The 24892-nt window shown below is 48.3% G+C and carries 28 protein-coding genes and 5 pseudogenes; 11 read left to right on the plus strand and 22 right to left on the minus strand.

All coding sequences use genetic code 11. From position 1 onward, the window contains the following. The first annotated feature begins 202 nt into the window (after window positions 1-202). Entirely contained in the window at window positions 203-1564 is a 1362-nt protein-coding gene (locus BZG81_RS05800; RefSeq protein ID WP_077676948.1) for an L-serine ammonia-lyase, read from the plus strand. A gap of 164 nt (window positions 1565-1728) precedes the next feature. Here BZG81_RS05800 and BZG81_RS05805 read toward each other — a convergent pair whose 3' ends face one another. Then, window positions 1729-2331, minus strand: coding sequence for an acetate uptake transporter (locus tag BZG81_RS05805; RefSeq protein WP_077460644.1), 603 nt, complete (start codon window positions 2329-2331; stop codon window positions 1729-1731). 255 nt (window positions 2332-2586) lie between these two features. Further along, window positions 2587-3309, minus strand: coding sequence for an oxygen-insensitive NADPH nitroreductase (gene nfsA, locus BZG81_RS05810; RefSeq protein WP_077676949.1), 723 nt, complete (start codon window positions 3307-3309; stop codon window positions 2587-2589). A gap of 249 nt (window positions 3310-3558) precedes the next feature. Between nfsA and BZG81_RS05815 the strand changes: the two genes are divergently transcribed. After that, entirely contained in the window at window positions 3559-3825 is a 267-nt protein-coding gene (locus BZG81_RS05815; protein WP_021022836.1) for a GrxA family glutaredoxin, read from the plus strand. 85 nt (window positions 3826-3910) lie between these two features. Here the strand turns inward: BZG81_RS05815 and BZG81_RS05820 are convergent, their stop codons facing one another. The 9 genes and pseudogenes from BZG81_RS05820 to BZG81_RS05860 form a co-directional block, all read right to left on the minus strand. Beyond that, on the minus strand, window positions 3911-6769 hold the full coding sequence (locus BZG81_RS05820; RefSeq protein WP_077676950.1) for a PAS domain-containing protein: 2859 nt from the start codon (window positions 6767-6769) through the stop codon (window positions 3911-3913). Between the two features lie 24 nt (window positions 6770-6793). Then, entirely contained in the window at window positions 6794-8443 is a 1650-nt protein-coding gene (locus BZG81_RS05825; protein WP_077676951.1) for a diguanylate cyclase, read from the minus strand. Next, window positions 8436-8825 carry a response regulator gene (locus BZG81_RS05830; protein ID WP_077660780.1) on the minus strand — a complete coding sequence of 130 codons (390 nt, stop codon included), beginning with the start codon at window positions 8823-8825 and terminating at the stop codon, window positions 8436-8438. Before BZG81_RS05830 ends, BZG81_RS05825 begins: the two co-directional genes overlap by 8 nt. Before the next feature lie 231 nt (window positions 8826-9056). Further along, entirely contained in the window at window positions 9057-9320 is a 264-nt protein-coding gene (locus BZG81_RS05835) for a Txe/YoeB family addiction module toxin (RefSeq protein WP_021022841.1), read from the minus strand. Next, window positions 9317-9559 carry a type II toxin-antitoxin system Phd/YefM family antitoxin gene (locus BZG81_RS05840; protein WP_021022842.1) on the minus strand — a complete coding sequence of 81 codons (243 nt, stop codon included), beginning with the start codon at window positions 9557-9559 and terminating at the stop codon, window positions 9317-9319. The genes BZG81_RS05835 and BZG81_RS05840 overlap by 4 nt, the downstream gene beginning before the upstream one ends. Window positions 9560-9648: 89 nt before the next feature. After that, window positions 9649-10344 (minus strand): annotated as a pseudogene (locus BZG81_RS05845) (arylamine N-acetyltransferase family protein); the annotation flags it as partial. A 53-nt stretch (window positions 10345-10397) separates the two neighbouring features. After that, window positions 10398-10661 carry a DUF4282 domain-containing protein gene (locus BZG81_RS05850; protein ID WP_077676953.1) on the minus strand — a complete coding sequence of 88 codons (264 nt, stop codon included), beginning with the start codon at window positions 10659-10661 and terminating at the stop codon, window positions 10398-10400. Window positions 10662-10702: 41 nt separating this feature from the next. Beyond that, complete coding sequence (locus BZG81_RS05855) at window positions 10703-11230, minus strand: GNAT family N-acetyltransferase (protein ID WP_241827362.1); 528 nt, start codon at window positions 11228-11230, stop codon at window positions 10703-10705. 21 nt (window positions 11231-11251) lie between these two features. Then, a complete protein-coding gene (locus BZG81_RS05860) occupies window positions 11252-11680 on the minus strand; it encodes an N-acetyltransferase (RefSeq protein ID WP_077676955.1) in 429 nt (142 codons plus the stop codon). A 53-nt stretch (window positions 11681-11733) separates the two neighbouring features. Here BZG81_RS05860 and BZG81_RS15470 point away from each other — a divergent pair. The 5 genes and pseudogenes from BZG81_RS15470 to vapC form a co-directional block, all read left to right on the plus strand. Next, window positions 11734-11880: pseudogene (locus BZG81_RS15470) on the plus strand (IS4 family transposase); the annotation flags it as partial. Window positions 11881-12192: 312 nt separating this feature from the next. After that, on the plus strand, window positions 12193-12441 hold the full coding sequence (locus BZG81_RS05870; RefSeq protein WP_021022843.1) for a type II toxin-antitoxin system Phd/YefM family antitoxin: 249 nt from the start codon (window positions 12193-12195) through the stop codon (window positions 12439-12441). Then, entirely contained in the window at window positions 12431-12721 is a 291-nt protein-coding gene (locus BZG81_RS05875) for a type II toxin-antitoxin system RelE family toxin (protein ID WP_021022844.1), read from the plus strand. The genes BZG81_RS05870 and BZG81_RS05875 overlap by 11 nt, the downstream gene beginning before the upstream one ends. Window positions 12722-12860: 139 nt before the next feature. Further along, complete coding sequence (locus BZG81_RS05880; protein ID WP_077460653.1) at window positions 12861-13055, plus strand: type II toxin-antitoxin system VapB family antitoxin; 195 nt, start codon at window positions 12861-12863, stop codon at window positions 13053-13055. Window positions 13056-13060: 5 nt separating this feature from the next. Beyond that, window positions 13061-13453: a type II toxin-antitoxin system VapC family toxin gene (vapC, locus tag BZG81_RS05885; protein WP_241824056.1), complete on the plus strand. Its 393-nt coding sequence runs from the start codon at window positions 13061-13063 to the stop codon at window positions 13451-13453. A 124-nt stretch (window positions 13454-13577) separates the two neighbouring features. On the opposite strand, the gene BZG81_RS05895 is transcribed toward vapC, so the two are convergent. Further along, on the minus strand, window positions 13578-14024 hold the full coding sequence (locus tag BZG81_RS05895; RefSeq protein ID WP_077676956.1) for a GNAT family N-acetyltransferase: 447 nt from the start codon (window positions 14022-14024) through the stop codon (window positions 13578-13580). A gap of 152 nt (window positions 14025-14176) precedes the next feature. Between BZG81_RS05895 and BZG81_RS05900 the strand changes: the two genes are divergently transcribed. Both BZG81_RS05900 and BZG81_RS05905 read left to right on the plus strand, forming a co-directional pair. Continuing rightward, window positions 14177-14455 carry a type II toxin-antitoxin system RelB/DinJ family antitoxin gene (locus tag BZG81_RS05900; RefSeq protein WP_077676974.1) on the plus strand — a complete coding sequence of 93 codons (279 nt, stop codon included), beginning with the start codon at window positions 14177-14179 and terminating at the stop codon, window positions 14453-14455. Further along, window positions 14448-14694, plus strand: a pseudogene (locus tag BZG81_RS05905) (type II toxin-antitoxin system RelE/ParE family toxin). The gene BZG81_RS05900 and the pseudogene BZG81_RS05905 overlap by 8 nt, the downstream one beginning before the upstream one ends. Before the next feature lie 9 nt (window positions 14695-14703). Here BZG81_RS05905 and BZG81_RS15690 read toward each other — a convergent pair. The 7 genes and pseudogenes from BZG81_RS15690 to BZG81_RS05935 form a co-directional block, all read right to left on the minus strand. Continuing rightward, window positions 14704-14992, minus strand: a pseudogene (locus BZG81_RS15690) (ISAs1 family transposase); the annotation flags it as partial. Window positions 14993-15020: 28 nt separating this feature from the next. Next, complete coding sequence (locus BZG81_RS05915; RefSeq protein ID WP_077676958.1) at window positions 15021-16148, minus strand: ISAs1 family transposase; 1128 nt, start codon at window positions 16146-16148, stop codon at window positions 15021-15023. A gap of 177 nt (window positions 16149-16325) precedes the next feature. Next, window positions 16326-16433: pseudogene (locus BZG81_RS15480) on the minus strand (MarC family protein); the annotation flags it as partial. A gap of 35 nt (window positions 16434-16468) precedes the next feature. Beyond that, the gene (locus tag BZG81_RS05920; protein WP_077676959.1) at window positions 16469-17101 is read right to left on the minus strand and encodes a response regulator; all 633 of its coding nucleotides are present in this window, start codon (window positions 17099-17101) and stop codon (window positions 16469-16471) included. A gap of 88 nt (window positions 17102-17189) precedes the next feature. After that, window positions 17190-17705 carry a thioredoxin fold domain-containing protein gene (locus tag BZG81_RS05925; RefSeq protein WP_077676960.1) on the minus strand — a complete coding sequence of 172 codons (516 nt, stop codon included), beginning with the start codon at window positions 17703-17705 and terminating at the stop codon, window positions 17190-17192. A 133-nt stretch (window positions 17706-17838) separates the two neighbouring features. Continuing rightward, complete coding sequence (gene ykgO / locus BZG81_RS05930) at window positions 17839-17982, minus strand: type B 50S ribosomal protein L36 (RefSeq protein ID WP_077461903.1); 144 nt, start codon at window positions 17980-17982, stop codon at window positions 17839-17841. Further along, window positions 17979-18248, minus strand: a complete 270-nt coding sequence (locus tag BZG81_RS05935; protein WP_021024093.1) for a type B 50S ribosomal protein L31 — start codon at window positions 18246-18248, stop codon at window positions 17979-17981. Before BZG81_RS05935 ends, ykgO begins: the two co-directional genes overlap by 4 nt. Before the next feature lie 254 nt (window positions 18249-18502). Between BZG81_RS05935 and BZG81_RS05940 the strand changes: the two genes are divergently transcribed. Further along, complete coding sequence (locus BZG81_RS05940) at window positions 18503-19813, plus strand: anaerobic C4-dicarboxylate transporter family protein (protein ID WP_077577070.1); 1311 nt, start codon at window positions 18503-18505, stop codon at window positions 19811-19813. A gap of 75 nt (window positions 19814-19888) precedes the next feature. Here BZG81_RS05940 and aspA read toward each other — a convergent pair whose 3' ends face one another. Continuing rightward, a complete protein-coding gene (gene aspA, locus BZG81_RS05945) occupies window positions 19889-21340 on the minus strand; it encodes an aspartate ammonia-lyase (protein WP_443216219.1) in 1452 nt (483 codons plus the stop codon). Window positions 21341-21646: 306 nt separating this feature from the next. On the opposite strand from aspA, the gene BZG81_RS05950 reads away from it, so the two are divergent. After that, complete coding sequence (locus tag BZG81_RS05950; protein ID WP_077676962.1) at window positions 21647-22168, plus strand: FxsA family protein; 522 nt, start codon at window positions 21647-21649, stop codon at window positions 22166-22168. A 113-nt stretch (window positions 22169-22281) separates the two neighbouring features. On the opposite strand, the gene BZG81_RS05955 is transcribed toward BZG81_RS05950, so the two are convergent. Then, window positions 22282-24240: an acetoacetate--CoA ligase gene (locus tag BZG81_RS05955; protein WP_077676963.1), complete on the minus strand. Its 1959-nt coding sequence runs from the start codon at window positions 24238-24240 to the stop codon at window positions 22282-22284. A gap of 9 nt (window positions 24241-24249) precedes the next feature. Then, window positions 24250-24870, minus strand: coding sequence for a maleylacetoacetate isomerase (gene maiA / locus BZG81_RS05960; protein ID WP_077676964.1), 621 nt, complete (start codon window positions 24868-24870; stop codon window positions 24250-24252). Window positions 24871-24892: the final 22 nt, after the last annotated feature.

The raw sequence follows: 24892 nt of genomic DNA on the forward strand, positions 1-24892 counted from the left end.
CGCGCAGCAGGTGCTATAGGACTGCTGTTACTGGGGCATTAATCCCAGCCGCATTCATCGATGTTTGCGGGATAACCAGGAGCAGTGAACGCTGCTCCTTTCATTATGGCAAGCCACCGGCATTGCCAGCACAGTCAATACCATGGACGGATGGCGTAAACACTAAATCCATTGCCCTTAGGGCATTGACTGAGGTAAACACATGATCAGTGTTTTTGACATTTTCAAGATTGGCGTTGGCCCGTCCAGCTCGCATACTGTTGGCCCAATGAAAGCCGGCCAGTGTTTTGTTGATGCGCTTATTGCTAACCAACGCCTGACCGACGTCGACCGCGTGACGGTTGACGTTTATGGCTCTTTGTCTTTAACAGGCAAAGGCCACCACACCGACATCGCGATCATTATGGGCCTCGCAGGCAACAGCCCTGAAACCGTTGATATCGACGCGATCCCTAGCTTTGTTAAACGTGTCGAAGACACAGAGCAATTGCCGTTGGGCGAACAGCAGCATGTCGTCACCTTTTTGCGTGATGGCGGCATGAACTTTCACCAAACCAACCTCTCCTTGCATGAAAACGGCATGCGTATTCATGCTTGGCAAGGCGATGAGTGCGTGCTGAGCAAAACCTACTACTCCATTGGTGGCGGCTTTATTGTTGAAGAAGCCGAGTTTGGTCAGCCTACCATGCAAGCGGTGCAAGTCCCTTACGACTTTAATAGCGCAGACGGCTTGCTCGCACTGACGCAAGAAACCGGTTTTTCTATCAGCGGCTTAGTGATGGCCAACATGCGTAGCATGCATAGCCAAGCAGAAATTGACACCTATTTCGCCAATATCTGGAAAACCATGCAAGCGTGTATGTACCGTGGTATGGAAAACGAAGGCGTGTTGCCCGGTCCATTGCGTGTACCTCGTCGAGCCGCTGCGTTGCATCACCAGCTCAAAACCACCGAAAAATACAACATCGATCCCATGTCGGTAGTGGACTGGGTCAATATGTTTGCCTTTGCGGTAAACGAAGAAAACGCCGCCGGTGGTCGTGTTGTAACCGCGCCAACGAATGGGGCATGCGGAATTATTCCTGCCGTCCTCGCCTACTACGATAAATTTATTGAGCCGGTCGATAAGCAAACCTATACCCGCTACTTTGCTGCATCCGGTGCGATTGGCGGCTTATATAAACAAAACGCGTCTATTTCTGGGGCAGAAGTGGGTTGCCAAGGTGAAGTCGGGGTCGCGTGTTCAATGGCCGCCGCCGGTTTGGCTGAACTTATGGGCGGTAATCCGCACCAGGTGTGTATGGCAGCTGAAATCGCAATGGAGCACAACTTAGGCCTTACCTGCGATCCGGTCGCTGGACAGGTGCAAGTGCCGTGTATTGAGCGTAACGGCATTGCGGCGGTGAAGGCGATCAATGCATCACGCATGGCACTACAACGTTCTTCCGAGCCACGGGTGTCGTTAGATAAAGTGATCGAAACCATGATGGAAACCGGTAAAGACATGAACGCCAAATACCGTGAAACATCACAAGGTGGCCTAGCTGTCACCGTGATGTGCTAATCCCAGAGAATCACACCAGGTAGCCACACGCTATCGAAAAGTAACGCGTTATATTGCTGACTAAAACCATCAAAAAGGCCCGGGACATCACGTCACCGGGCCTTTTTATCTGCGTTTACACCGCAAACAGACAGTGTGTTTTCCACTGCCCTCACAGGTATGATTTAAGCCGCGTGGGTGGCCATCGCAGGTTTTTTCGCATCACGTGTTAGCTCACCAACCGGAAGTACGGTACGGCCATATTCCTCGTTAAGCACCTGCGCCATCGCAAAATACATCGCGCTTAAGCCACACACAATCCCTTCAAATCCGGCAATGGTGCCAATGAGTGTACTGCCGGTAAAATCACGCGCCGCGAGCAAGAAAAACAGGATAGTCAGGCTACCAAATACAAACTGTTTAGCACGGCAATAGCGCAATGAGCCAATAAACATAAATCCAGTGAACACACCCCACAACACCAAATACCAACCCATAAAGGCAGCAGGGCTTGCGTCAGCCAGACCCATTTTTGGCATCACAATCAGGCCAACAAGCGTCAACCAGAACAAACCATAAGAGGTAAACGCGGTTGTTCCGAACGTATTGCCTTTTTTGAATTCCATGATCCCCACAATCACCTGCGCTAAGCCGCCATAAAACAGCCCCATCGCCAAAATCATGCTATCAATCGGAAAAAACCCTGCATTATGAATATTCAATAATACCGTGGTCATTCCAAAACCCATCAGCCCTAAAGGGGCAGGATTTGCCAGTTTGTTTTCCATCAGTGCCCTACTTATTAAAAAAACCTATCAATACTCAAAATAAGCGCCAAAAACCACGGATAAAAGTGATTATCACGCGCAAAAACGCGGCAATATTACGGGTTACAGATTAGATGTAAATAACTTTTAGTGCTTAGCGTTGCTTTCATAAACAAGAGGGCCAAAATAGCCAATAAAACTGGGCAATTCCGGTTTGTTGATAATAAAAAAGCAGCAAAATGCTGCTTTTTCACTCAATTGTTCAAGCATAGCGCGTTAGCGGGTACTAAAGCCTTTACTACGCAGAAATTCTTTCATAAACGGACGCGCTTCTTTTTCCAATGTGGCAGACACTTGTTCGCTCCAGCTCATGTCTTTATTGCCGCCTGTACGTGTTTGATAATACTCGCGCACTTGGTTGTCGTAGTCACTTAGCGCCGCTTCATCAATCGCCTGATAACGATTTTCGTGAACGATAAGACTGGCCGGTAGTTTCGGTTTGGTTTCAGGATCTTGTGCAGGTACGCCTAAGCACATACCGAATAATGGCAACACATGGTTAGGCATATCCAGCAACTCGGCGACTTTATTCGGTTGGTTACGCAACCCACCGATATACACACCGCCAAGACCCATGGACTCCGCTGCGACCATCGCATTTTGCGCCATGATAGCGCCGTCAATCGCGCCAATTAACGTTTGCTCAGTAAAGCCCAACTTGGCATTGGGATTGATTTGCTCATGACGATGAAAGTCCGCACACCACACCAAAAACTCGGCGCAGTCGGCTACATACGCTTGGTTGCCCGCGTATTCCGCCAGTAAACGTCGTTTGTCGCCATCGGTCACACGAATAATACTGGTGCATTGTAAAAAGCTTGAGCTCGACGCCGAGCGCGCCGCATCAATAATCTGGCTCAGTTGCTCTGACGAAATGGGGGCTTGGCTAAATTTGCGAATAGAGCGGTGAGAAAGTAATGTCTCAATCGTTGGGTTCATTATGTTTCCTTATTAGACGTTGAGCTGTAAAAGAGGGATGAGCTGGTTTTACACCTTTATGAGCCGACGCGCAATCAACACAATAGCGACGCTCTGCGGCCATACCACCCGTGATCTCCCGCCGGTCGTGCGATTCGGTATAGACGTTCACAGCAATCGGTTTTGCCTATCGGTGCAAAAGGGAAATTCGTCTTTTCTCTCCATCGCCTATCAGGCATAGTAACAACGTTAATGCCAAAGGAGATGAATATGTTCGTCGTAATTTTCGGTCGCCCAGGGTGCCCTTTTTGTGTTCGCGCCAAAGACCTAGCGGAAGATCTTAAAACCAACCGTGATGACTTTAACTACCGTTATGTCGATATTCACGCGGAAGGCATCAGCAAAGCGGATTTGGAAAAAACCGTCGGCAAACCGGTTGAAACCGTGCCACAGATTTTCGTTGATCAAGCGCACGTTGGCGGCTTTACCGAATTTGAAGCCTACGCTAAAGAAAATCTCGGTTTGTTCCAAGACTAATCGGTCGAGCAATCGATAAAAAACCAGCCCATTGGCTGGTTTTTTTGTTTTTGGCGGTCATTGATATATCGAGGTGCAACTGCGCTCATTGTGCAACCTGCAACTGAATAAAAAACAACGCCCCACCGCCCTCAGCATCGCGGTACCCCACATCACCGTCCATTTGCTGACATATCTCCCGCGTAATCGCTAGCCCCAGTCCTGTACCAGCAAGCTTGCGATTATCACTGCTGTCAGCTTGGCTAAAACGCTGAAACAGTCGATCCTGAAACGCTAGGTCAACCCCAGGTCCGCGATCTCTGATAGCAATTTCAACCAGCGTTTTATCAACAATTACCGAAACGTCTACCCACTCACGTTCTGGTGAGAATTTGATCGCATTAGATAAAAGATTGGTCAGTGCTTGAATCAATCTTGGTCCATCAACATTGACCGTCACAGCCGGCCAGTTATTTGGAGGGCGTATTTGTGTCTGGGTTTGATGCTGGTAGGATTTAACAGACTCTATCGCGTCATCCAATAGCGAGCCAAGATCTTGCTTTTTTCTCTGAATTGGCATTTTTCCTGCCACGAGCTTTTCCATATCTAACAAGTCGTTTATCAGCAAGGTTAAACGTGTTGCGTTACGCTCGGCAGTATGCAGCAACTTGTTAGCCTTTGGTGGTAATTCCCCAGTTGCGCCGCCATTCAATAATCCTAACGCGCCTTTGATCGACGTTAAGGGTGTGCGCAGTTCATGGCTGACGGTGGCAATAAATTCATCTTTCATTTTGTCGAGTTTTTTACGCTCAGTAATGTCTTCGACAAGGGACCAGATCACCTTTCTTCCATCCAACTCTGTGCTCAGCATGCCTTGCAAACGGACCGGATAACGACTGCCATCTTTGCGGATGTACTCTTTTTCAAACGGCCCATAACGACCCGTGCTTTGCATACTTGCCAGCGCTTTTTGCTCCTCTGGCTCATATTCTTTAGGCGTGACATCCCAATAACTGAGGGAAACGAATTCTTCGCGGGTGTAACCCGTGGGTGCAGTCAAAGCATCATTGAGATCAAGAAACTGTCCGGTGGCAAAATCGTTCAAAGCGATGCCGATAGGAGAAAAGTCAAACAAGCTACGCAACCTCGCCTCGCTCTGCTCCAAAGCTAAACGCGCCTGGTGCTGTTCGTGAACATCTTGCAAATAACCGTGCCACAATATACTACCGTCGATCATTTTCTCCGGCCTCGCCTCGCCAGAAATCCAACGATAGCCCTTACCCGGACAATTGACCTGATAGGTAGATTGCCAGTGTTCTAACGTATTCGCCGAATGCTCTATGGATAAACGAGTGGTCTCAATATCGTCAGGATGGATGCGCTCAAACGCAGGAATGGCATCTTCTGCAGCCTGTTCTGGTGTGATGCCGTACAAAGTCTCTATTTGAGGGGAACTATAAGGAAAAACCATACGCCCATCGAGAAAACGACGAAATTGATAAAGCGTTCCCGGCAATAATGCTGCTAATTTGGTCAGTCGCTGCTGGCTCAAATTCTGGGTCAATACATCGGATAACCAGTTGCCGAGGAGGCGTAGAAACAGTTTTTCGCCATCGTTGTAGTCTTCAGAACGCGCCTTAGCGGACGATACGTTCAATGTGCCCCAGGGGCGATCATAGACATTGATGACAACGCCAGCATAGCTGCCTAACGGTGCAGTTTTATAACACGGATGTTGCTGAAACTCTGGGCGATCGGTATCGGCAATAAACTGTTCCTGCGTGGTGCTGCTGGGGTTCTCTGCCATCAAAACCTGACACCAGGTGTCTTTTAATGCAAACTGCTGCCCTGCAACAATTGTTGTGTCTGGCGGCCCAGCTATCCAGTTAACCGTATACACCTCGCCTTTTATTTCACTGACAATAGCCAGTTCAGCCCTCAAGTAGTGCTTGGCCTCTTGCAAGGCATGATTGATTCTCTCATCCAGGCTCCCATGACTGGAAAAGGCAATGTCAGTCAGCACCGTTAGCGCCTGATGATGCCGCTCCAGCTGCGTCAGGGCATTGCGCTCTCGAGTAATATCGATAATAAACCCTTCAAGCACCTGTGGATGCCTAGGGTCTGTTTCAATACATTTACCTCGTTCCTCCACCCAGCGAAAGCCCAGCGTACGATGCCGAACACGATACTCAATATGCCATTCCTCATTGTTGGCCATGGCGTTGGTAACGGCGTCATCAACAACGGACACATCATCAGGGTGAATGAGATCCGCATAACAAACGCGTTTATTATTTATCAAGTCCTCGGCGGCATAACCACTGATGGTGTCAACTTGGTTACTGATGTAAAGCATGGTCCAGCTTTTATCTGGCAAACAACGAAACGTGATGCCTGGTATGTTATTAATCAGCGATGCCATTTCATCGTGGCTAGTTTGCAGTTGTTGCTGCAACGCTGTTGACTCACGTCGCTGATAGGTATCGCTCCAAATCAGATCCTCCACCATGCCAGCAAGGTTCTTTAGTTGCGCCACGTTTTCTTCACTAAACTGCCTTGGCTGTTTATCAATCAGGCATAGCGTGCCCAGTCGATAACCCTCACTGTTATGAATCGGTATACCCGCATAAAACCGAATATCTGGCGCCCCACAGACGAGCGGATTATCACAAAAACGCGTGTCATCTAGCGCGTTTTCAATAATCAATGGTTCACTACCCAGAATGGCATGCCCACAAAAAGAGATATCCCTTGGGGTTTCAGAGGCATCTACCCCCTGACGAGACTTAAAGTATTGTCGCTCCCGGTCGATCAGTGACACCAGCGCGATAGGCACAGAAAACAAGTCAAGGCATAAACGAGTAATGCGATCAAAGCGAGAGTCGGCACCACTGTTAAGCAGCTCGGTTTCGTCTAGTGCCTGTTGACGCTCGGCTTCGTTATCAGGGATAGGTGGCGTTCGCATACCAAGGCTCCGGAGAATTAGCGATTAAGGGGTATTCATTGCTTGTACGACACAATTTCGTCCGTCATGCTTGGCGCGATACAAGGCTTTGTCCGCGAGCGCCAATAAAGACTCACTCGGTTCTGTCGGAAAGCGCTGATTGTCGGCAATGCCGGCGGACAGCGTGCAAGAAAATGTGGTGTCATTCGCCTTGAACGTGATCGCTCCGAAATCTTCTCGTAACTGATTAACCAAATGCTCGGCTTGGTCAGCATCACAATCTGGCAATACCAGCGCAAACTCTTCTCCGCCGTATCGGCCAAGCTTATCTGTATTCCTAAAATGCTGACGTAAAAGCGTACCGATTGCCGCGATCACCTGATCGCCAATAGCGTGACCATAGGTGTCATTCACGCCTTTAAAGTGATCAATATCCAACATGACCACGCTGAATACTTGCGACCGACGCTGCGCCAATTGCCATTGCTTTTGCAACGCGTCTTTGATGCTAGCGTGTTTCAATAAGCCGGTCAGCCCGTCTTGATGTTGCGTGCGGTTAAACGCTCGAAATCGCTGTATTCTGCTTTGACACAGGCGCACCAAAAGATCCGTGTCCACCGGCACCTCAAGAATGGCATCGCCGTCTAGCAACAATGATTGGCGACGCAAATCTGCGTTAGGGTGGCGAGAGAGGAAAATAATCGGCAAATGTGACCAATGCTCTGTCTGCGCGAGCAAGGCCACTAATTCAGCGCCCGTCACCCGCGGTAACCAGACACTGACAAGGATAATTTCAGGATTAAACTCGCTGATACACTCAAACAGTCGTTCTGGCTTATCCAGTGTCGCGACGTTCATGTCTGCATCTGCTAAGACAGATTGGCATTGAGAAACGAGGGCTGGGTCTTGATCAATCATCATAACCCGACCAGGTTCCGCGTCTATGTGACCAAGCATATGCGCAAACTTTGAGGCAAGTTTGGCCATGTCCAACGGCTTGGGATAATAACCTGCGCCTCCCGCGCGCAATGCTTGCAGCCTAGCTTTATAACTTTCCTCAGCACTAATGAAAAAGACGGGACATTGAAAGTGCTGCAACTTGGTCTTCCATAAAGTTGCTAAATCGGTATCAGACACGTCGTCCTGAATAGCATGATGGTCAATAAGCAGTAAGTCAGGTGCGTGTTTAGTCAATTGTTTTAGTTCGTTCGCATCCTTTATCCAGTACACCTGAAAACCAAAACGAGCAAACTGGGATTGGGCGTATTTAGCCAAAATATTATCGCGCTCGACTAAGCCGATAATAGGCGCCCCTTCCATAACCGGTTGCTGGATTGTTGTGGTGCTTTGCGTCGCTGACACGCTATCTTTATGGTGCGCAGACTCAAGCGCTTCCATCCAATCAGTTGGCAGGCTGGTGGGCGGTTCTGCTTGGGATAAGCGCTTGGCAACCTGTTGCTCAAATTGACGGGCCACTTCGCCGAGACTAGCAAAACCAAATGTTCCCGCCGCGCCCGCAATGGTGTGCAACCCAGAGTGCAACGCCTTTAACGTTTCCTGGTCATCATGGCCTGATAACAACTTATCATTGATGGCATGAAGCCGTTTAAACTCCGAGGTCAGCCGTTTAGCGTACGCTTCCTTGAGCCTTTCAAGACGCTTTTCGGTGTCATTAGTCTTTTTGTTATCATCCATTGAATTCGTCCCAAAACGCACGCACATCATCAGCTAATGTCATAGGATCGAAAGGTTTCGAGATAACATGACTCGCCCCTAACGCTTTGTAGCGCGCCACTTCTTCTGGATGAACTTTCGCCGTCATAAAAAGAATGAGCACCGAGTCATCAACGAGTCCTCGTTCCCGCATCGCGGTGAGTGTTTCTGGGCCATCCATATTTGGCATCATGACATCGAGCAGTATGATTTGCGGCTTAAATCCGTCCACTTCCTGCAAGGCCCGCTCTCCCGATTCACAGGTTTTAAGAGTGAGGCCACCCACATCCTCGAGTGCTAGGGTAGCAATTTCTCGTATATCAGGATCGTCCTCTACATATAAAACTTTATTTAAAACAGCCATATACATTCCTTGTTCATTCGCCTAACGGTGTACAACAAATACGGCGACCCGTTCACTGCTACCAACTGACTAGCGTTTTGTCTTTGAATTTTAGTCAGTTGTGTCTTTTAGCGTAGTGCATACCGTCAGCTTCTGGTGGGACAGACGGATAATTTTTGCGCTCCAAACATGGTGCCCAGCCCAGAGAACAACGCAATTAACAACACAACCAATAAAGGCCGATGACAGCCACTACTCATAATGGCTCCAGAGCCTGAGCACTTTCACCACCTGTTCATCCTCGAGGACTTGATAGACCAAGCGATGCTGAATATTAATACGGCGTGAATAGGCACCAGTGAGATCGCCGACAAGCTTTTCGAACGGAGGAGGTTTACGGTAGGGATCGTCTTTAATCAGTGCTAGCAGTTCTTGCGCTTTTGGTTTAAGGCCACTGGAGGCCAGCTTTTTTGCATCTTTCTGGGCTTGTTTGGTGTAAACCAACTTCCATGTCACCAGTCCAACTCCTCATCGCATTCATCCGTCGGCGTGGCGATGCCTTCACGAATCGACTCGCGCATCCCTGGCACAGAAAGCAGATAAAGTGTTTCCTGAATCGCTGACCAGTCTTCTTCTGAAATCAGCACCGCTTTGTTACGTTTGCCCGCAATAACAATGGGCTGATGAGATTCGGCGGTTTCATCAATGAGCCGATACAATTTGCTACGCGCTTCAGTGGCAGTGATCCCCGTCATAGCGCTTCTCCAGTGTGATTAACTTTTAATCAATTGTACGGCATCAAGTACGTACGTCAAGACGAACGTTTTCGTTAACATCCGCTCATTCAAACCGCCGCGTTGGCCGCCACCTGTGCAAACGCGGTTTCCAACACTGCGTTGGGCGGTTGCAATAAAAATACCTCATGAACCAACTGGGTTAAGGCCTCGAGGCTATCGATACTTTTTTCGGTAATAAGGTGCCCTGTCGCATCCCAGACTAAAAACTGCTGATTACGGATCAGATAACGATTCGACGCAGTGATCAACGAAACCACTAAATTTTTGACGAAAACCGCATCGGGGTGTTGATGAGAATAGAAGTGCGCCACGTCAAAGTCGGCTTCTACTACATCGTAAAGCTCAACCTCGTACAGCGTTAGTGGCGGTTGCTCGGGCTCGTGTAACACCACCGTCACCACATTGCCATTGCGCGTGATTTGATAGGTATCGTGTCCGATGGTGCAGGTGCGCTGGTTGATATTGAGTAAGCCGCGCGGGGTTTTATTGCCAAAACCAACGTCCACTAGATAAGTCTCGCCATCGAGCTCAAGCACATTCATACGGTGAGTGCGCGGATTGGTCGGTTTACCATTAAGCATCACCCGCGCCAGCACACTGCGCACCTCAAACCCCAAATGCTTCAGGGCTAGATAGGCAATTTTATTATGCTCAAAGCAATAGCCGCCTTGCTGGTTCACMACCAACCGCTCAAACAAGGCATCGGCCTGTAAAGAAAGTGACTGCCCCGCCAAGGCATTAAGGCTGGAAAACGCATATCACCTCGTTAATAAAAACCTTGGCTTACCTTATAAAATTAATTATCTTTCTCGTCTTTTAAGCTTTGAAGATTTTCGTTGATTTTAAAAATTACAATCATCAGCTCACACCAAATCCTTGCCCCAACCGCACCGCCGACGATGGTAAACAGGCCAATGGCCATATTCTCAAGCCTCATCCCACCGTAGCCACCAAACATGGTGCCCAGCCCAGAGAACAACGCAATTAACAACAGCAGCCAATACAAGCCGGTGACGAGTTTTGGGGTTAGCATTGAGTYAAAAAAGAAGATAGATTTCATTTTTAGTTCCTTAATATATTCTGAGAAGAAGGGTATTCGAATTAGCGAGTAAACACTTCCCACTGCGCTTTGCTGATTTTGTATAAAACATGTTCGCTAAGCGGATCAGACGCGTCGAGATCAGGATGCGCGAAATGATACGCATAGGACATGCCAAGCTTTTTCATCACTGCCTGAGAGCCAGTGTTATTCACTGTAGTAAAAGAGACGACTTCCTCTACGCCCAAGTGCATAAACGCATAGTGTAGCGACGCATTAGCCGCTTCTGTGGCATAGCCCCTACCCCAATGTTGTGGCGCAAGTCGCCAGCCAATCTCAACACAAGGTGAGAACGGCATCGTATCTTTCGGTATGTGCAAACCGACAAAGCCAATAAACGCGTGTTGGTCGGGGATCTCGACAGCCCAGAATCCCCAACCACGCTCGGCGATTAACGACTGGATTTTTCTTGCCATCTTGTCGCTTTCTTCCTGGCTCACACACTTTGGGAAGTGCGCCATGACACGGCTATCGCGGCTCATCTGCGCAAAGGGTTGTTGATCGGCGTCATCCCATTGCCGAAGTATCAATCTTTTCGTTGTTATCATACGTTAGGTTGTGCCCGTACTCATTGTGTACTCAGGATGCCCCGTATGCTGATCTCGCTGTTCACTTATCACGCTAAAACCTTGAGATAAGTAAAACCGATAACTCGCCTGATTTTCCTTGTATACCGACAAGTTTAACACTGCTCTTTGAGACTTCGCATGACTCAATAATTGCTTACCAATACCTTGGCCCTGAAAGGCCGGAGACACAAAGATGGCAGCCAAATTATTTTCATACAGTGCATAAAAGCCAACGACTTTTGACTCGGTTTCATAAACGTAGACCTCTGACGCTGGGATGTAGATCTCACGCATATTCTCAACTTGCGAGGCCCAATAGTCGGCCGAGACGAAATCATGCGCTTTAACAGATGCTTCAAGCCAGATTTCAAGAACTGAATCTAAGTCATTTGAATTGTACTTTCTAATCATTTTCGAACTCTAGATTGTCAAATTTATCGGGGTAACATAACACTGGCATGCGCGCCAATCCTTGTCCCGTTATCTTGGTTGATTGGTCGGATGTGCGTGATCAACTGCGCTATATAACACTGCGTGCTTCTATTGCCGTGGATGGACGTGCCGTCACTTTGTATGAGCAAGCTTTTAAATATGGCGACTATAACTCGCCTCCCAATACCATCAAGCATCGTCGCGCTCTCTCGATACCTCGTCTTGGTCGCAAGGTAAGAAATCATCGACGATATCTGATTAAGCTGACCCAATATCAGAGGGCCATCAGGGAATATCAACGGCTAACGCATACGCTGGGGCCCGGTCAATTATGAGAGGATCCGCCAGCGCCGCATTAAGGTGAGCGATGCTTGGCCATACTTGAGCGAAGCGAAACTGCCAAGCGTTGGGAATCCCTTCTACACACCTTGTTATACCGCTGGGTTGAGGCTAAAATGACCAACATAAAGACCACTTAAGAGACCGATTATATGACCACTAGAATTTTAGCCGATGTTGCTGCAAGCATTACTGAGTTGAAAGCTAATCCTATGAAAGTTGCAACTAGTGCTTACGGTGAACCTGTTGCTGTATTGAACCGAAATGAGCCAGCATTTTATTGCGTACCTGCCGAAGCGTACGAAATGATGATGGACAGACTGGAAGATCTTGAACTACTCGCTATTGCAAAAGAGCGTGAATCTGAAGATACCATTTCGGTAAACATTGATGACCTATAAACTCAACTTTAAAAAGAGCGCACTCAAAGAGTGGAAAAAGCTTGGCTCAACGCTGCAACAACAATTTAAGAAAAAGCTAATCGAGCGCTTAGATAACCCGCATGTTCCGGCTTCAAAGCTCTCTGGAACTGACACTATGTATAAAATTAAGCTGCGTCAATCGGGCTACCGTCTTGTCTACAAAGTTGAAGACGATGTCATCATTGTAACCGTCTTAGCAGTCGGAAAACGCGAACATAGCGACGTTTACCGTAAAGCTATGAAAAGGTTAGATGATTGATTGCGGTATAACGCCCGGCTCACGCGCGGTTTGAAGCCGCGAAGCGGCGGAAAATCGGTCGCTGTGCAGCCGATTGTTATGTTCTTCCTGACGTGCTAGATTGTGTATGGAAACCGAAATCGATACACATAGGTACGACATGAGAACGAACATCGTCATAGACGACCAGTTGATGGCAGAAGCTCTCAAAGCCTCCGGCTACGAAACCAAAAAAGAGGCTGTTGAGCAAGGTCTGAAACTTCTAGTTCAGCTTAGCAAGCAGCAGGAAATTCGAAAACTGCGAGGCAAAATCAAGTGGGAAGGCGACCTGGATGAAATGCGGGGCGCAGGATGATATTGGTGGATACCAGTGTATGGATCGACTATTTCAACGGAGTCAAAAACCCGCACACTGACCTGCTGGATGCCTCAATAGTCCACGGATCCGTCGCTATCGGCGACCTCATATTTCTGGAAATCCTTCAAGGCATCCGCAACGACAAACACTATCGTCAGACCAAACAGAGCCTGCTCTCGCTGGAGCAGTATGAAATGTTTGGCAAAGACATGGCACTTGTTTGCGCTGACAATTATAGGGCACTTCGCAAAAAGGGCATCACAATCCGAAAAACTGCCGACGTGATCATCGCGACTTTCTGCATAGAGAAAAAGCTACCTTTGCTGTTTTTGGATCGCGACTTTATCCCCTTTGTTGATCATCTTGGGCTTGAGCCTGCCCTCAGAGAAACATAACGCCCGGTTAAGGGGCAACCAACGCTACTACCAACTTTCCGCATAACACCGTAACCACAAAAAGCAACGCATAGTAAAAATGCCACGCGTTGGTTGTCCCTCTTGAACCGTTTGTATGTGCGTACTAAATATTTACGTACAATCTCAGCATGTCTTTGTGCTGAATACCATTTTCATAGATTGCATCGGGGTAGTTTAGCAAAAAATAGTCTTTGATGATTGAGTCTACTCGAAAACCTAAACGCTGATAATAAGTAAGTTGATAGCCAAATGTACCCGTACCAAGCTCGACACGATTGATCCCCTTACTTGGCAACTGAGATAGAACAAGCTTTAGTAACTTAGAGCCAATACCTTGGCCTTGTAGCTCTGGAGATACAGATACATTAAATATCTCAGCAAGACTGTTGGTCTGCGCTTTAACGATACAAGCCGCCAAAACTTGCCCATTGTCTACTGTAGTAAAGCACCATGAATCAGATAAATATGAAGCGATACTAGCTTCAGAAGGATCAGCTTCAAGCAATAAATCTAGTGGAATATCGCTACTTTTGACTTCGATATATTGCATCTTTCCTCCGAGCACATAACGCCGCCAACAGGTGCCCATTTGTAGTGAAGCCGCAGCACAACGAAAAATGGGTCGCCCTGCTTGGCATTGTTACATGCTTTTGCTATACTTTGTATCACATTGTATTACAGATTCACACATTTGGTGATGTTATGAAAAACGAARTGCTGAGCACCCGAATTGACCACGACACCAAGTTAGCGTTTACTCACGTTTGCGAGAACATGGGACTTAGCCCCTCTCAAGCAATAAAGCTTTTTGCCAAAGCGGTTGTTAATTACGGCGGCATACCCTTTGAGCTTAAAGTCAAGCAACCCAATGCAGCAACAGCCTCAGCCATCTCCGAGCTCGAGTCCGGCAAGGCAAATACCGCCAGCAATATTGAAGAGCTATTCGAAGAATTCAATATCGGTAAGACCAACAATGCTTAAACTCGAGTACTCAAGACAATTTAAAAAGGACTTCAAGAAAATAGCAAAACTTTCGATTCCCGATGTAGTTGAAGTCGGTCATGTCATTAAACAATTACAGCGCGGGGAAACACTACCGGAAAAATACGTTGATCATTCTTTGTCTGGAAACTGGCAGAATTATCGAGATTGCCACCAAAGTCGATGACACCTCTCTCAAACTGGCTCGAATTGGCACCCATTCCACGGAAAACGCATGAACATCCCCGTCATGAAAGGCTTCCCAGCACGGTCGCTAAGTACTCTTGGTCCATCGCACACATCATTCGCTTGCGTTGAATGCCGGCTTTGAAACTCTTCTCTTGCTTTAATAAATTCAAAACCATTTGCCTTATTCGTGCAAAAACTTCAGCTCGGTCATCTACCCTAATTCGGCATGCGTCTTCTTTTAATCCAACATCGAGTTGCCAGTGCATTGATTCAATTAACCAGTGCGAGCGAGTGGCATTGAAGCTCTTTCGCTGTCAGTGCTTTTGAACTTATATAATAGCGCACAGANAACACGGAAAACGCATGAACATCCCCGTCATGAAAGGCTTCCCAGCACGGTCGCTAAGTACTCTTGGTCCATCGCACACATCATTCGCTTGCGTTGAATGCCGGCTTTGAAACTCTTCTCTTGCTTTAATAAATTCAAAACCATTTGCCTTATTCGTGCAAAAACTTCAGCTCGGTCATCTACCCTAATTCGGCATGCGTCTTCTTTTAATCCAACATCGAGTTGCCAGTGCATTGATTCAATTAACCAGTGCGAGCGAGTGGCATCATGAAGCTCTTTCGCTGTCAGTGCTTTTGAACTTATATAATAGCGCACAGAAATATCGGATTCGTCGGCGTGTTTACCTTCTTGTCGAACACTGACCATGATGCCCATCGTTTTTAATTCAGGCCAATCATAAGCCAAATCACCTAATACACTTAAATCGGTATTGATGAGTGCACATCGTGTTTCTAAACGTCCATGCGATTTCTCTTGTGATGAGTAGCTATCACCATCAAAACTTTGAAGCATTGAAGGACGGTAATAATTATCAAACGCTTTGTCTAACTTACCTTGATTCGCTTTAACCGCTAACAAATAATCGGCATTTTTATTAATGATTTTCTGTGCGATTTTTCGCTGACAACCCATAGCATCTATCGTAATTAAACAGCCAGAAATGTCTAGCAATTCCAGCAGCTTAGGTATTTCTGTAATCTCATTGGTTTTACTGTTTACTTTTGATTGGCCGAGGCATACACCGTTTGCGGTTGCGAACGCATTAACCATATGGATCGCCGCTTGGTCTGTTGCTCGATTATATGAACCCCTCAGTGTTTTTCCATCAATGGCAACCACTTCACCATCCGTTAATTCATGACACGATTTCATCCATTCTATGAAGGCTTTTTGTAATGCTTTTGTGCTGATAGTTCCCATCACTCTTGCGATCGTATCTGCCGACGGTGATGCTTTACCCGAGAAGCCAAAACGTAATAAAAAATCACGCTGCTTACGTCCATAATCGCTAATGCCTTTCCAGGTATCATGACCAGACAAAACCGCACAAATCGTTATCAAAATAATATCTGATAACGTATGTTCAACTTTACCTTCTTGGCGAATGTCTCTAATGGAAAAGAAATGCATAAATGGACTTTTATCTTCTGTCATTTTTAATCTCCTAAACGTTAGGAGACCATTAAATCGCACTGAAAATGATCAACAAATTGATCCTTTGTTTTCACTTATTTTAATTAATAAATATGGCATAACGCACGGTTTTCAGCCCTAAGTGACAATTTAGTCATTAAGTTGCTAGCCCAGGCATGGCGCGGATCTTCATGCGTTTTCCCTGGCTGTCATATGGCTGGTTTGCGAGAGATAAATGGGCACGCTACCGACAGGATCGATCACGGCCCATAAGATCACGAATTGTGTAGCCAGAATACTTAGCATGGGCGCTCCATAATAGGGTCGAGGGCGCTAGCGTATCAAAGTTCTATATTGGATTGCTGCAATAAAATCACCGCTTGCGTACGATTTTTCACCCCGATCTTGCGGAAAATAGCCGTCATATGCGCTTTGATGGTGGCTTCGGAAACGGCGAGATCGTAAGCGATTTGTTTATTGAGCAGACCGTCACAGAGCATCCGCAACACCTTATACTGCTGCGGTGTCAGCGCTGCGAGTTTGCTAGATAGGCTCTCGCTGTCATCCTCCTCGCCGAGATCATCAGGAAAACAAGGCGTTCCCTCGAGTACCTGGGTTAATGATTGTACCAAGGCGCGCATATCGCTGGACTTAGGGATAAAGCCAAACGCACCATGTGAATGCACTTGACGGATCACATTGCGTTCTTCGCTGGCAGAGACGACGACAATGGGCAGGTTAGGATATTGGTTGCGCAGCTCAATCAGACCGGACATGCCGTTAGCGCCGGGCATTTTGAGGTCGAGTAAGACTAAATCGACGTCAGCATCTCGTGCGAGTATTTTATGCAAGCTATCTAAGCTATCTGCTTCCAACAGGTTGGCACCGCTTATCGCCATATGCACAGATTGAAATAAGGCATTTCGAAATAGTGGATGATCATCAGCAATAACGATGGTGTGTTGCGCTTCCATAATGCGGCTATCTTTCCCTTCAGTTTCTTTCAACCTATCACCCGATGCAGGGCTTATCAATTTTGTAACAAGAGAACTAAGAGATTGATCATTCCTTGCTTTTTACTGACGGCATAAGTGCATGTTCATTGAGGTGAGCGAGAAATGCCTCAGGAGGTAAAAAGCCGATTATACGCGCCGCTTGATTTCGTTCCCCCGTGGGAAGCCAAAAATCGAGAGTCGGTAAGCCTGCCACCGCTTGGCTACGCATCAAGGCAAAATCTTCCGGACGGTTTTCACTCAGGTTCACTTTAATTCGGTGCATAGTACTAAGTGGCTTAGCCACTGCCGGATCAGTGAATGTCTTTTGCGCAAACTGTTTGCATGGAATGCACCAGTCGGCGTAATAGTCGACAAAGGCGACTTGTTGATTGGTAGCGGCTTTGGCAAGTTCAGCCTCAAGCGCGGCTTGGCTATTAACGGTCACAAAGGTTGGCGCCGTGACGGTATGCGATGTTGTCGCAGGGACGGTAGCTTGTTGCGAGCGAACAATATAAAGCGCACTGGCGCCTAATGCGGCAACCAACAATCCAGCAGTCAATGCGACACGGCGACGCTGTCTCATATGTTTTCCTTTTCACGCTAATAGGATGAGTATACACACATACCATGACTTGCTTAGAAAAAGGAAATGACGACATCAAGATGTTTGCCCGCAGAGACGCACTGCCCCATCAGTGGCAGTGCGTCGCCGACGCTTAGGCGCGTTTTTTCGCGCGCCCTTGTACGGCTTTAAAACGCGGATTCGTTTTGCAAATGACAAACATGCGTCCGCGGCGACGGATAACCTGGCAATCAGGGTGACGCTGGCGGGCGCTTTTCAGTGAGTTCAATACCTTCATGACGACGCCTTTTGACTGCGACCAATTTGGCCAAACTTGCGCGCAAAGTTGGCGGCGCGCCCCTCTTTATTGGCAGCGCGTTGTTTACCTGTGTACACCGGATGTGAAGCGCTCGAGATATCCAACGGGTAGTAAGGATAGGTTTTGCCATCTTGCCACTCAATGGTGCGTGATGTTTGCAAGGTTGATCCGATTATAAAATAGGCGTCAACGCTGGTGTCATGAAAAACGACAGGGCGGTACTCGGGATGGATATTAGCTTGCATAATGACTCCTCATTAATTGTTATGATATAACATAACAATTAAAAGCAGAAAAGAAAAGCTTGCCTAGTGTCTAGGTTAAAGATCTCAATTTCCGAACTTTTTGTTGTCAGTTCGCGAAAAGTGTTACTTTTTCTTACTTGAATCAACATACGCGTTACGGGGCCTGGTTAGACTTTGGCCATGGTGCTGGGCGCGTTTGCTCTCGTGTGTGAACGCGACGTAGTGGGAAAGTCTATCCAAAGTAGGAGAAAATTATGTTTTTGGTTGAGTTATTAGTGGTACTCAGCTGCATCTTAGTGGGTGCCCGTATCGGCGGCATCGGTTTAGGTGTGATGGGCGGGCTTGGACTCTTAGTGTTGAGCTTTGTGTTCGGGTTGCAACCGACGCATCCTCCGATTGATGTTTTATTAATGATCATGGCGGTAGTTGCCGCTGCCGCGACCATGCAAGCGGCAGGGGGCCTCGATTTTTTAATTAAAATTGCCAGTGGCATTCTGCGCAAAAATCCACGTCATATTACTTTTGTTGCACCTTTAGTGACGTATGTCTTTACCATGATGGCAGGGACGGGACACGTGGCGTACTCGGTGTTGCCAGTTATTGCCGAAGTGAGCCGCAAAAGCGGGATTCGTCCTGCCCGCCCACTCGGTATGGCGGTGATTGCCTCACAGTTTGCGATTGTGGCCAGCCCGATTGCCGCTGCTGTGGTGGCATGTGTCGCCTTTTTAGAACCGCAAGGCATCACACTGACAGATGTTCTATCAGTGACCATTCCTAGCACCTTTATCGGTTTGGCGCTGGCGTGTGTGATCGTGAATAAACTGGGCAAAGAGCTTAAAGACGATCCTGAATATCAACGTCGTCTGCAAGATCCCGCGTTTCGCCGGGAAATGGAAGCTGACCTCGCGGTTGAAGATATCGAAGTCACCCCTGAGGCGAAAAAATCGGTTGCATTGTTCTTATTCGGTGCGTTAGCCGTGGTCATCATGGGGGCTTTCCCTGCTTTGCGTCCGGCATTTGATGGTGAGCCAATGGGCATGGCCCACACCATTGAAATCGTCATGTTGTCGGTTGCTGCGTTAATTATTCTGACTTGTAAACCAGACGGTAATGCGATTAGCCAAGGCTCAGTATTCCATGCTGGGATGCGTGCCATCGTTGCTATCTTTGGTATTGCTTGGTTAGGGGATACCTTGGTTGCCGGCCATCTAGATATGGTCAAAGACGCGGTATCTGGCTTGGTTGAAGTGGCGCCCTGGACATTTGCTTTTGCCTTATTTGCCCTATCAGTGATGGTGAATAGTCAAGGTGCAACGACGGCGGTGCTTGTTCCAGTAGCGATTTCGCTTGGCTTACCTCCTTCGATGATCATTGCCACCTTTGTTGCGGTAAATGGTTATTTCTTCGTCCCGAATTATGGTCCGATTATCGCTTCAATTGATTTTGACCGCACCGGTACCACGCGGATTGGTAAGTATGTGTTCAACCATAGCTTTATGTTGCCAGGCTTACTGAGCATGGTCTTTAGTATTGCATGTGGTTTGTTGATTACCCAGGTGTTGTAGCGGCTGTTTCACCGGCATGAAAAAGGGCGCTATTAGCGCCCTTTGTTGTTTTATAGTTGTTGTGATTTTGACCGACTAAGCGTTAAAGCGTTTACCGCGGTATTTGGGGTGCATGAGGTTCTCAACGGAGAAAATCTCATCAAGCTCAGACTCTGTCATCAAACCACGCTCGAGTATCACCTCTTTAACACTTTTACCGGTTTCAGCACAAATCTTGCCGACAATATCGCCTTCGTGATGACCGATAAAGGGGTTGAGATAGGTGATAATCCCAATCGAGTTATGTACGTAGTGCTCGCACACTTCTTGGTTAACCGTAATCCCGCTTACACACTTCTCACCCAAGTTCCGGCAGCCATTCGCCAGGATGGAAATAGACTCAAACAGTGCCTGCCCAATTACGGGCTCCATCACGTTAAGCTGAAGTTGGCCGGCTTCGGCAGCAAAGGTGATGGTAGTGTCGTTCCCCATGACTCGATAACAAACCTGATTGACTACTTCAGGGATCACCGGGTTGACCTTGGCAGGCATGATGGATGAACCGGCTTGCATTTCAGGCAAGTTAATTTCATTCAGTCCTGCACGAGGGCCAGAAGAAAGTAGGCGTAAATCATTACAGATCTTCGATAGTTTCACCGCCAGGCGTTTTAGCGCGCCATGCACCATGACATAGGACCCACAGTCTGAGGTGGCTTCAATCAAATCTTCTGCCGGGATACAAGGTAAACCAGTAATCTCTGCAAGGCGTTTCACCGCCAGTTGCTGGTAACCTTCTGCAGCATTCAACTTCGTCCCGATCGCGGTAGCGCCTAAGTTCACTTCTAAAAGCAGGGCCGCCGTATATTTGATGTTTTTAATCTCTTCACGCAGCAGCACAGAGAAGGCTTTGAACTCTTGTCCCACTGTCATTGGCACCGCATCTTGCAGCTGGGTACGGCCCATTTTTATGACATGAGCGTACGTGTCTGCTTTGACATCGAATTCTTTTTGTAAGTAATCAATCGCATCCATCAGTTTGAGAATGCTGTTATATACCGCAATTCGAAATCCGGTTGGATACGCACAGTTAGTGGATTGGCTCTTGTTGACGTGATCGTTAGGGTTAATCACATCATAATCGCCTTTCTCGTGCCCCATCAGTTCAAGCGCAAGGTTGGCAATTACCTCGTTGGCGTTCATGTTTACCGAGGTGCCTGCGCCGCCTTGAAAGACATCCGAGGGGAACTGATCCATGCATTTGCCGGTTTCCAACATCTGGTCACAGGCTTTGATGATGTAATCACCAACGTCAGCAGGGAGCACGCCAAGTTCTTGGTTGGCCATTGCGGCGGCCTTTTTGGTGTAAACCATGCCGCGTACGAAATCTGGGATATCAGAAATACGGGTGCTTGAAATAGTGAAGTTCTCAATCGCGCGCAAGGTATGAATGCCATAATACGCATCTGCAGGCACCGCTCGTTGGCCGAGTAAGTCCTCTTCCAAGCGGGTGGCAGTGGTTTGCGTAGGGGTATCATTGGGGGTAATAATCGTCTGAGACATGCGTTGGCCTTAACATCAAGTTATTATAATGATTAAAACGTCGCCACAAATATTGCTGTAGAATCCATTCCTCAGAGATTTTGGCTGGATGTATCGTCTATTACATCGTTTCAACCCATATTACAGCACATGATGCGGTTGAAATGGCTGACTTCCGTCACAGCTGTAACATGATGACTAAACAAAATGCGCTTTCTTGCGCTGGGATTCAAGCAGTAAATACAGGATCCCGGTTCGGCTTTTGCCTTATTTTGATGTTAGGATGAAACGTCAATTTTTAGCGCGAGGTGAACCGTGTTTCCAGTCTTACTACTGCTATTTATTCTGGTCCCAGTGATCGAAATTGGCCTATTTATTCAGGTCGGCGGCTGGCTGGGCTTGTGGCCGACCTTGGCGTTGGTTCTGATCACGGCATTTGTCGGTGCGTCTTTGGTCCGTAATCAGGGGTTGATGACGCTAGCCTCGGTGCAGGATAGGCTCAATCGCGGTGAGTTACCGGCGCAGCAAATCCTTGAAGGCGTGATGCTTGCGGTAGCAGGTGTCTTGCTGTTGACGCCAGGCTTTATGACCGATGCGATGGGGATGTTGGTGCTGCTACCAGCACCGCGTGCGGCGCTCGCCAAACAAGTGATGAAACGGGTCACTGTGTCTCAAGCGGGCTTTGGCCAAGGCGGCTTCCACCAAGGAGGTAATACGCAAGGCCCCTTTGGTGACGATCCTTTTCGTCGTGGCGGGCGCGATGACGATGGCAACACCTTTGAAGGTGAGTACGAGCGTAAAGACGATGACGACGATGACAGTCATCGCCTAAGATAACGTTTACGTTGTAAAAAACATCGACAAAAATGGCCGCACACTGCGGCCATTTTTAGTTTTTTGCGGACCTTATGGGCCTATTGCACTATTGTCGTTTATTCAGCGAGTGTCGTTTATTCAGCAAGCTCAGGGCGTTGGCGATATTGGTCGAGTGATGCTGGGTTATCCAGTGCGCTTAACTGTGCCACGTCTTGGCCATGGACCACATCGCGCACCGCCAACTCAGCCAGTTTGCCTGACTTGGTGCGCGGAATATCGCTCACCTCGGCAATCACCGCGGGAACATGACGCGGTGTACACTGGGTTCGGATGGTTTTTTTGATGGCTTGCTTGATTGGCTCATCCAGTGTCACTCCGGCGGCGAGTTTGACGAATAGCACCACGCGGACATCATTTTGCCATTGCTGACCAATGACCACTGAATCGATGATCTCGCTAAGCTGATTTACATGGCGATAGATTTCCGCCGTACCAATTCGCACCCCGCCTGGGTTTAATACCGCATCAGACCGACCATAAAACACCATGCCACCTTGTTCGGTCAGGCGCACATAGTCACCATGGAACCAGATGTCATCAATCTTGTTCCAGTAGGCATTGTGATAGCGACTGCCATCGGTATCGTGCCAAAAGCCAACCGGCTGGTTGGGGAAGCTATTACAACACACCAGCTCACCTTTTTGCTCTTCAACCGCTTGGTCTTGGGCGTTAAACACTTGTACATCGAGCGCCAAGCCCCGCTTTTGGCTTTCACCGCGATAAACCGGTGATAGTGGGCTGCCAAGAACAAAACAGCCACAAATGTCGGTGCCACCCGCAATCGAGCTTAATTGCAGATCAGACTTTATTTTTTGATAGACATAATCAAACTGCTCGGGCGCAAGTACCGAGCCGGTCGAACATAGGACGCGTAGCGACGTCAGCGAGTAATCGTCTTTCGGCGCTACGCCTTGTTTTTCCAATGCCTCTAAGTATTTGGCTGCGGTGCCAAAAAGGGTGAGCCGGTGCTGCTCGGCCAGTCGCCAAAGTACCCCCGCATCGGGATAAAACGGCGAGCCATCATAGAGCACCAAGGTCGCGCCGCTTGCTAAAGCGCTGACTTGCCAATTCCACATTATCCAGCCGCAGGTGGTGAAGTAGAAAAAGCGATCGCCGGGGCGCACATCTGAATGGAGCTGATGCTCTTTCAGGTGATTGAGCAATATTCCCCCCACTGAATGGATAATGCACTTAGGTTTACCCGTGGTGCCGGAAGAGTAAAGCACAAAGAGTGGGGCATTGAACGCCACGCGGGTAAAGCGAAGCGGCGGCACGTCCTTGACTAATAAGTCCTGCCAGTTATCCACGCCAGCAGGTAAAGAAGGTCGATCGCCATCAAAAGGGATCACCACTAGGCGCTCAATGGCCGGTACGTTATCCACCACCTGCTGCGCTTTATTCAGGCAGTCATAAGTTTTGCCGTTGTAGTGGTAATGATCGGCGGTAAACAGCACTTTGGGCTCGGTTTGGCCAAAACGGTCTAACACACTGTCGACGCCAAAGTCCGGTGAGGTTGAGGTCCAAATCGCGCCTAGTGCCGCGGTGGCAAGCATCGCAATCACGGTTTCAGGCAGGTTAGGTAAATAGCCCGCAACCACATCGCCCGGCTGAACACCTTGCATATCTAGGTAGTGACGGATGGCCGCAACCTGATCGACGAGCTCACGCCAAGTGAGGGTTCGTGCTACCTCATGCTCACCGCTAAAAATCATCGCCGGTTGGTCGGCATATTGCTCTGCGTGCTTGAGCAGGTTTTCGGCATAGTTCAGACGTGCGGTGGGAAACCAGTGGCTATCACGATTGGGGTGCTCGGGGTCGATGTCGCACACCCTCTGGCCCGGATCGCCGATCACGCCAGCAAATTGCCATAACTGTTGCCAAAAATCACCGCTTTGACGTACCGACCATGCATAAAGATCGTCATAACCGCTTAGCTGGGTGTCGTGAGTCTGATTCACGGCACGGATAAACGCAGCGAGTAACGTGTGGGTTTGACGTTCCTTATCCGGCGCCCACAACAATCCGTCTTTCATGTCCTCTCCTTAGCCCTTATCAGGGTGTGCCTGTATAAATGCATCCAACGTTTGGCACTGCGCTTCAATGCGTGTCAGGGTTGGGTATGCCGTTAAATCAAACGCAAATCGGCGTGCATTAAACATCTGCGCGACCAAACAAATATCGGCCAAATTGGGCGCTTCTCCGCCGATAAAGGGGCTGTCTAGTCCTTGTAGTTTGGCTTCCAAGCCATCGAACCCTTGGTTTAGCCAATGGTGATACCAAGTGATTTTGTCATCATCACTGTGGCCAAAGGGGCCGGTTAAGTATTGCAGAACCCGCAAGTTATTGAGTGGATGCACATCACAGGCAATATCGAGTGCCAGAGAGCGGCACTGGGCTTTTTGCACTGGATCACCGGGGAGCAGTTTGACCTGCGGATAGCGCTCATCGAGGTATTCGATAATGGCCAGTGATTGGCTCAAGGTGACATCGCCATCGACCAAGGTGGGCACTAAACCGGCGGGATTGAGCGAACGATAGGCGTCACTGTGCTGATGTTTATCCAGCAGGGACACGGTTTCTCGTTGGTAGCTGAGGCCTTTAAGGCCAAGGGCGATGCGGACGCGGTAGGCCGCGGTCGACTTACTGTAATCATAAAGCAGCATACAAGCTCCTAGACGGCGTCAA

The sequence above is a fragment of the Salinivibrio sp. MA607 genome, from assembly GCF_001996245.1.
GTDB classification, from domain to species: domain Bacteria; phylum Pseudomonadota; class Gammaproteobacteria; order Enterobacterales; family Vibrionaceae; genus Salinivibrio; species Salinivibrio costicola.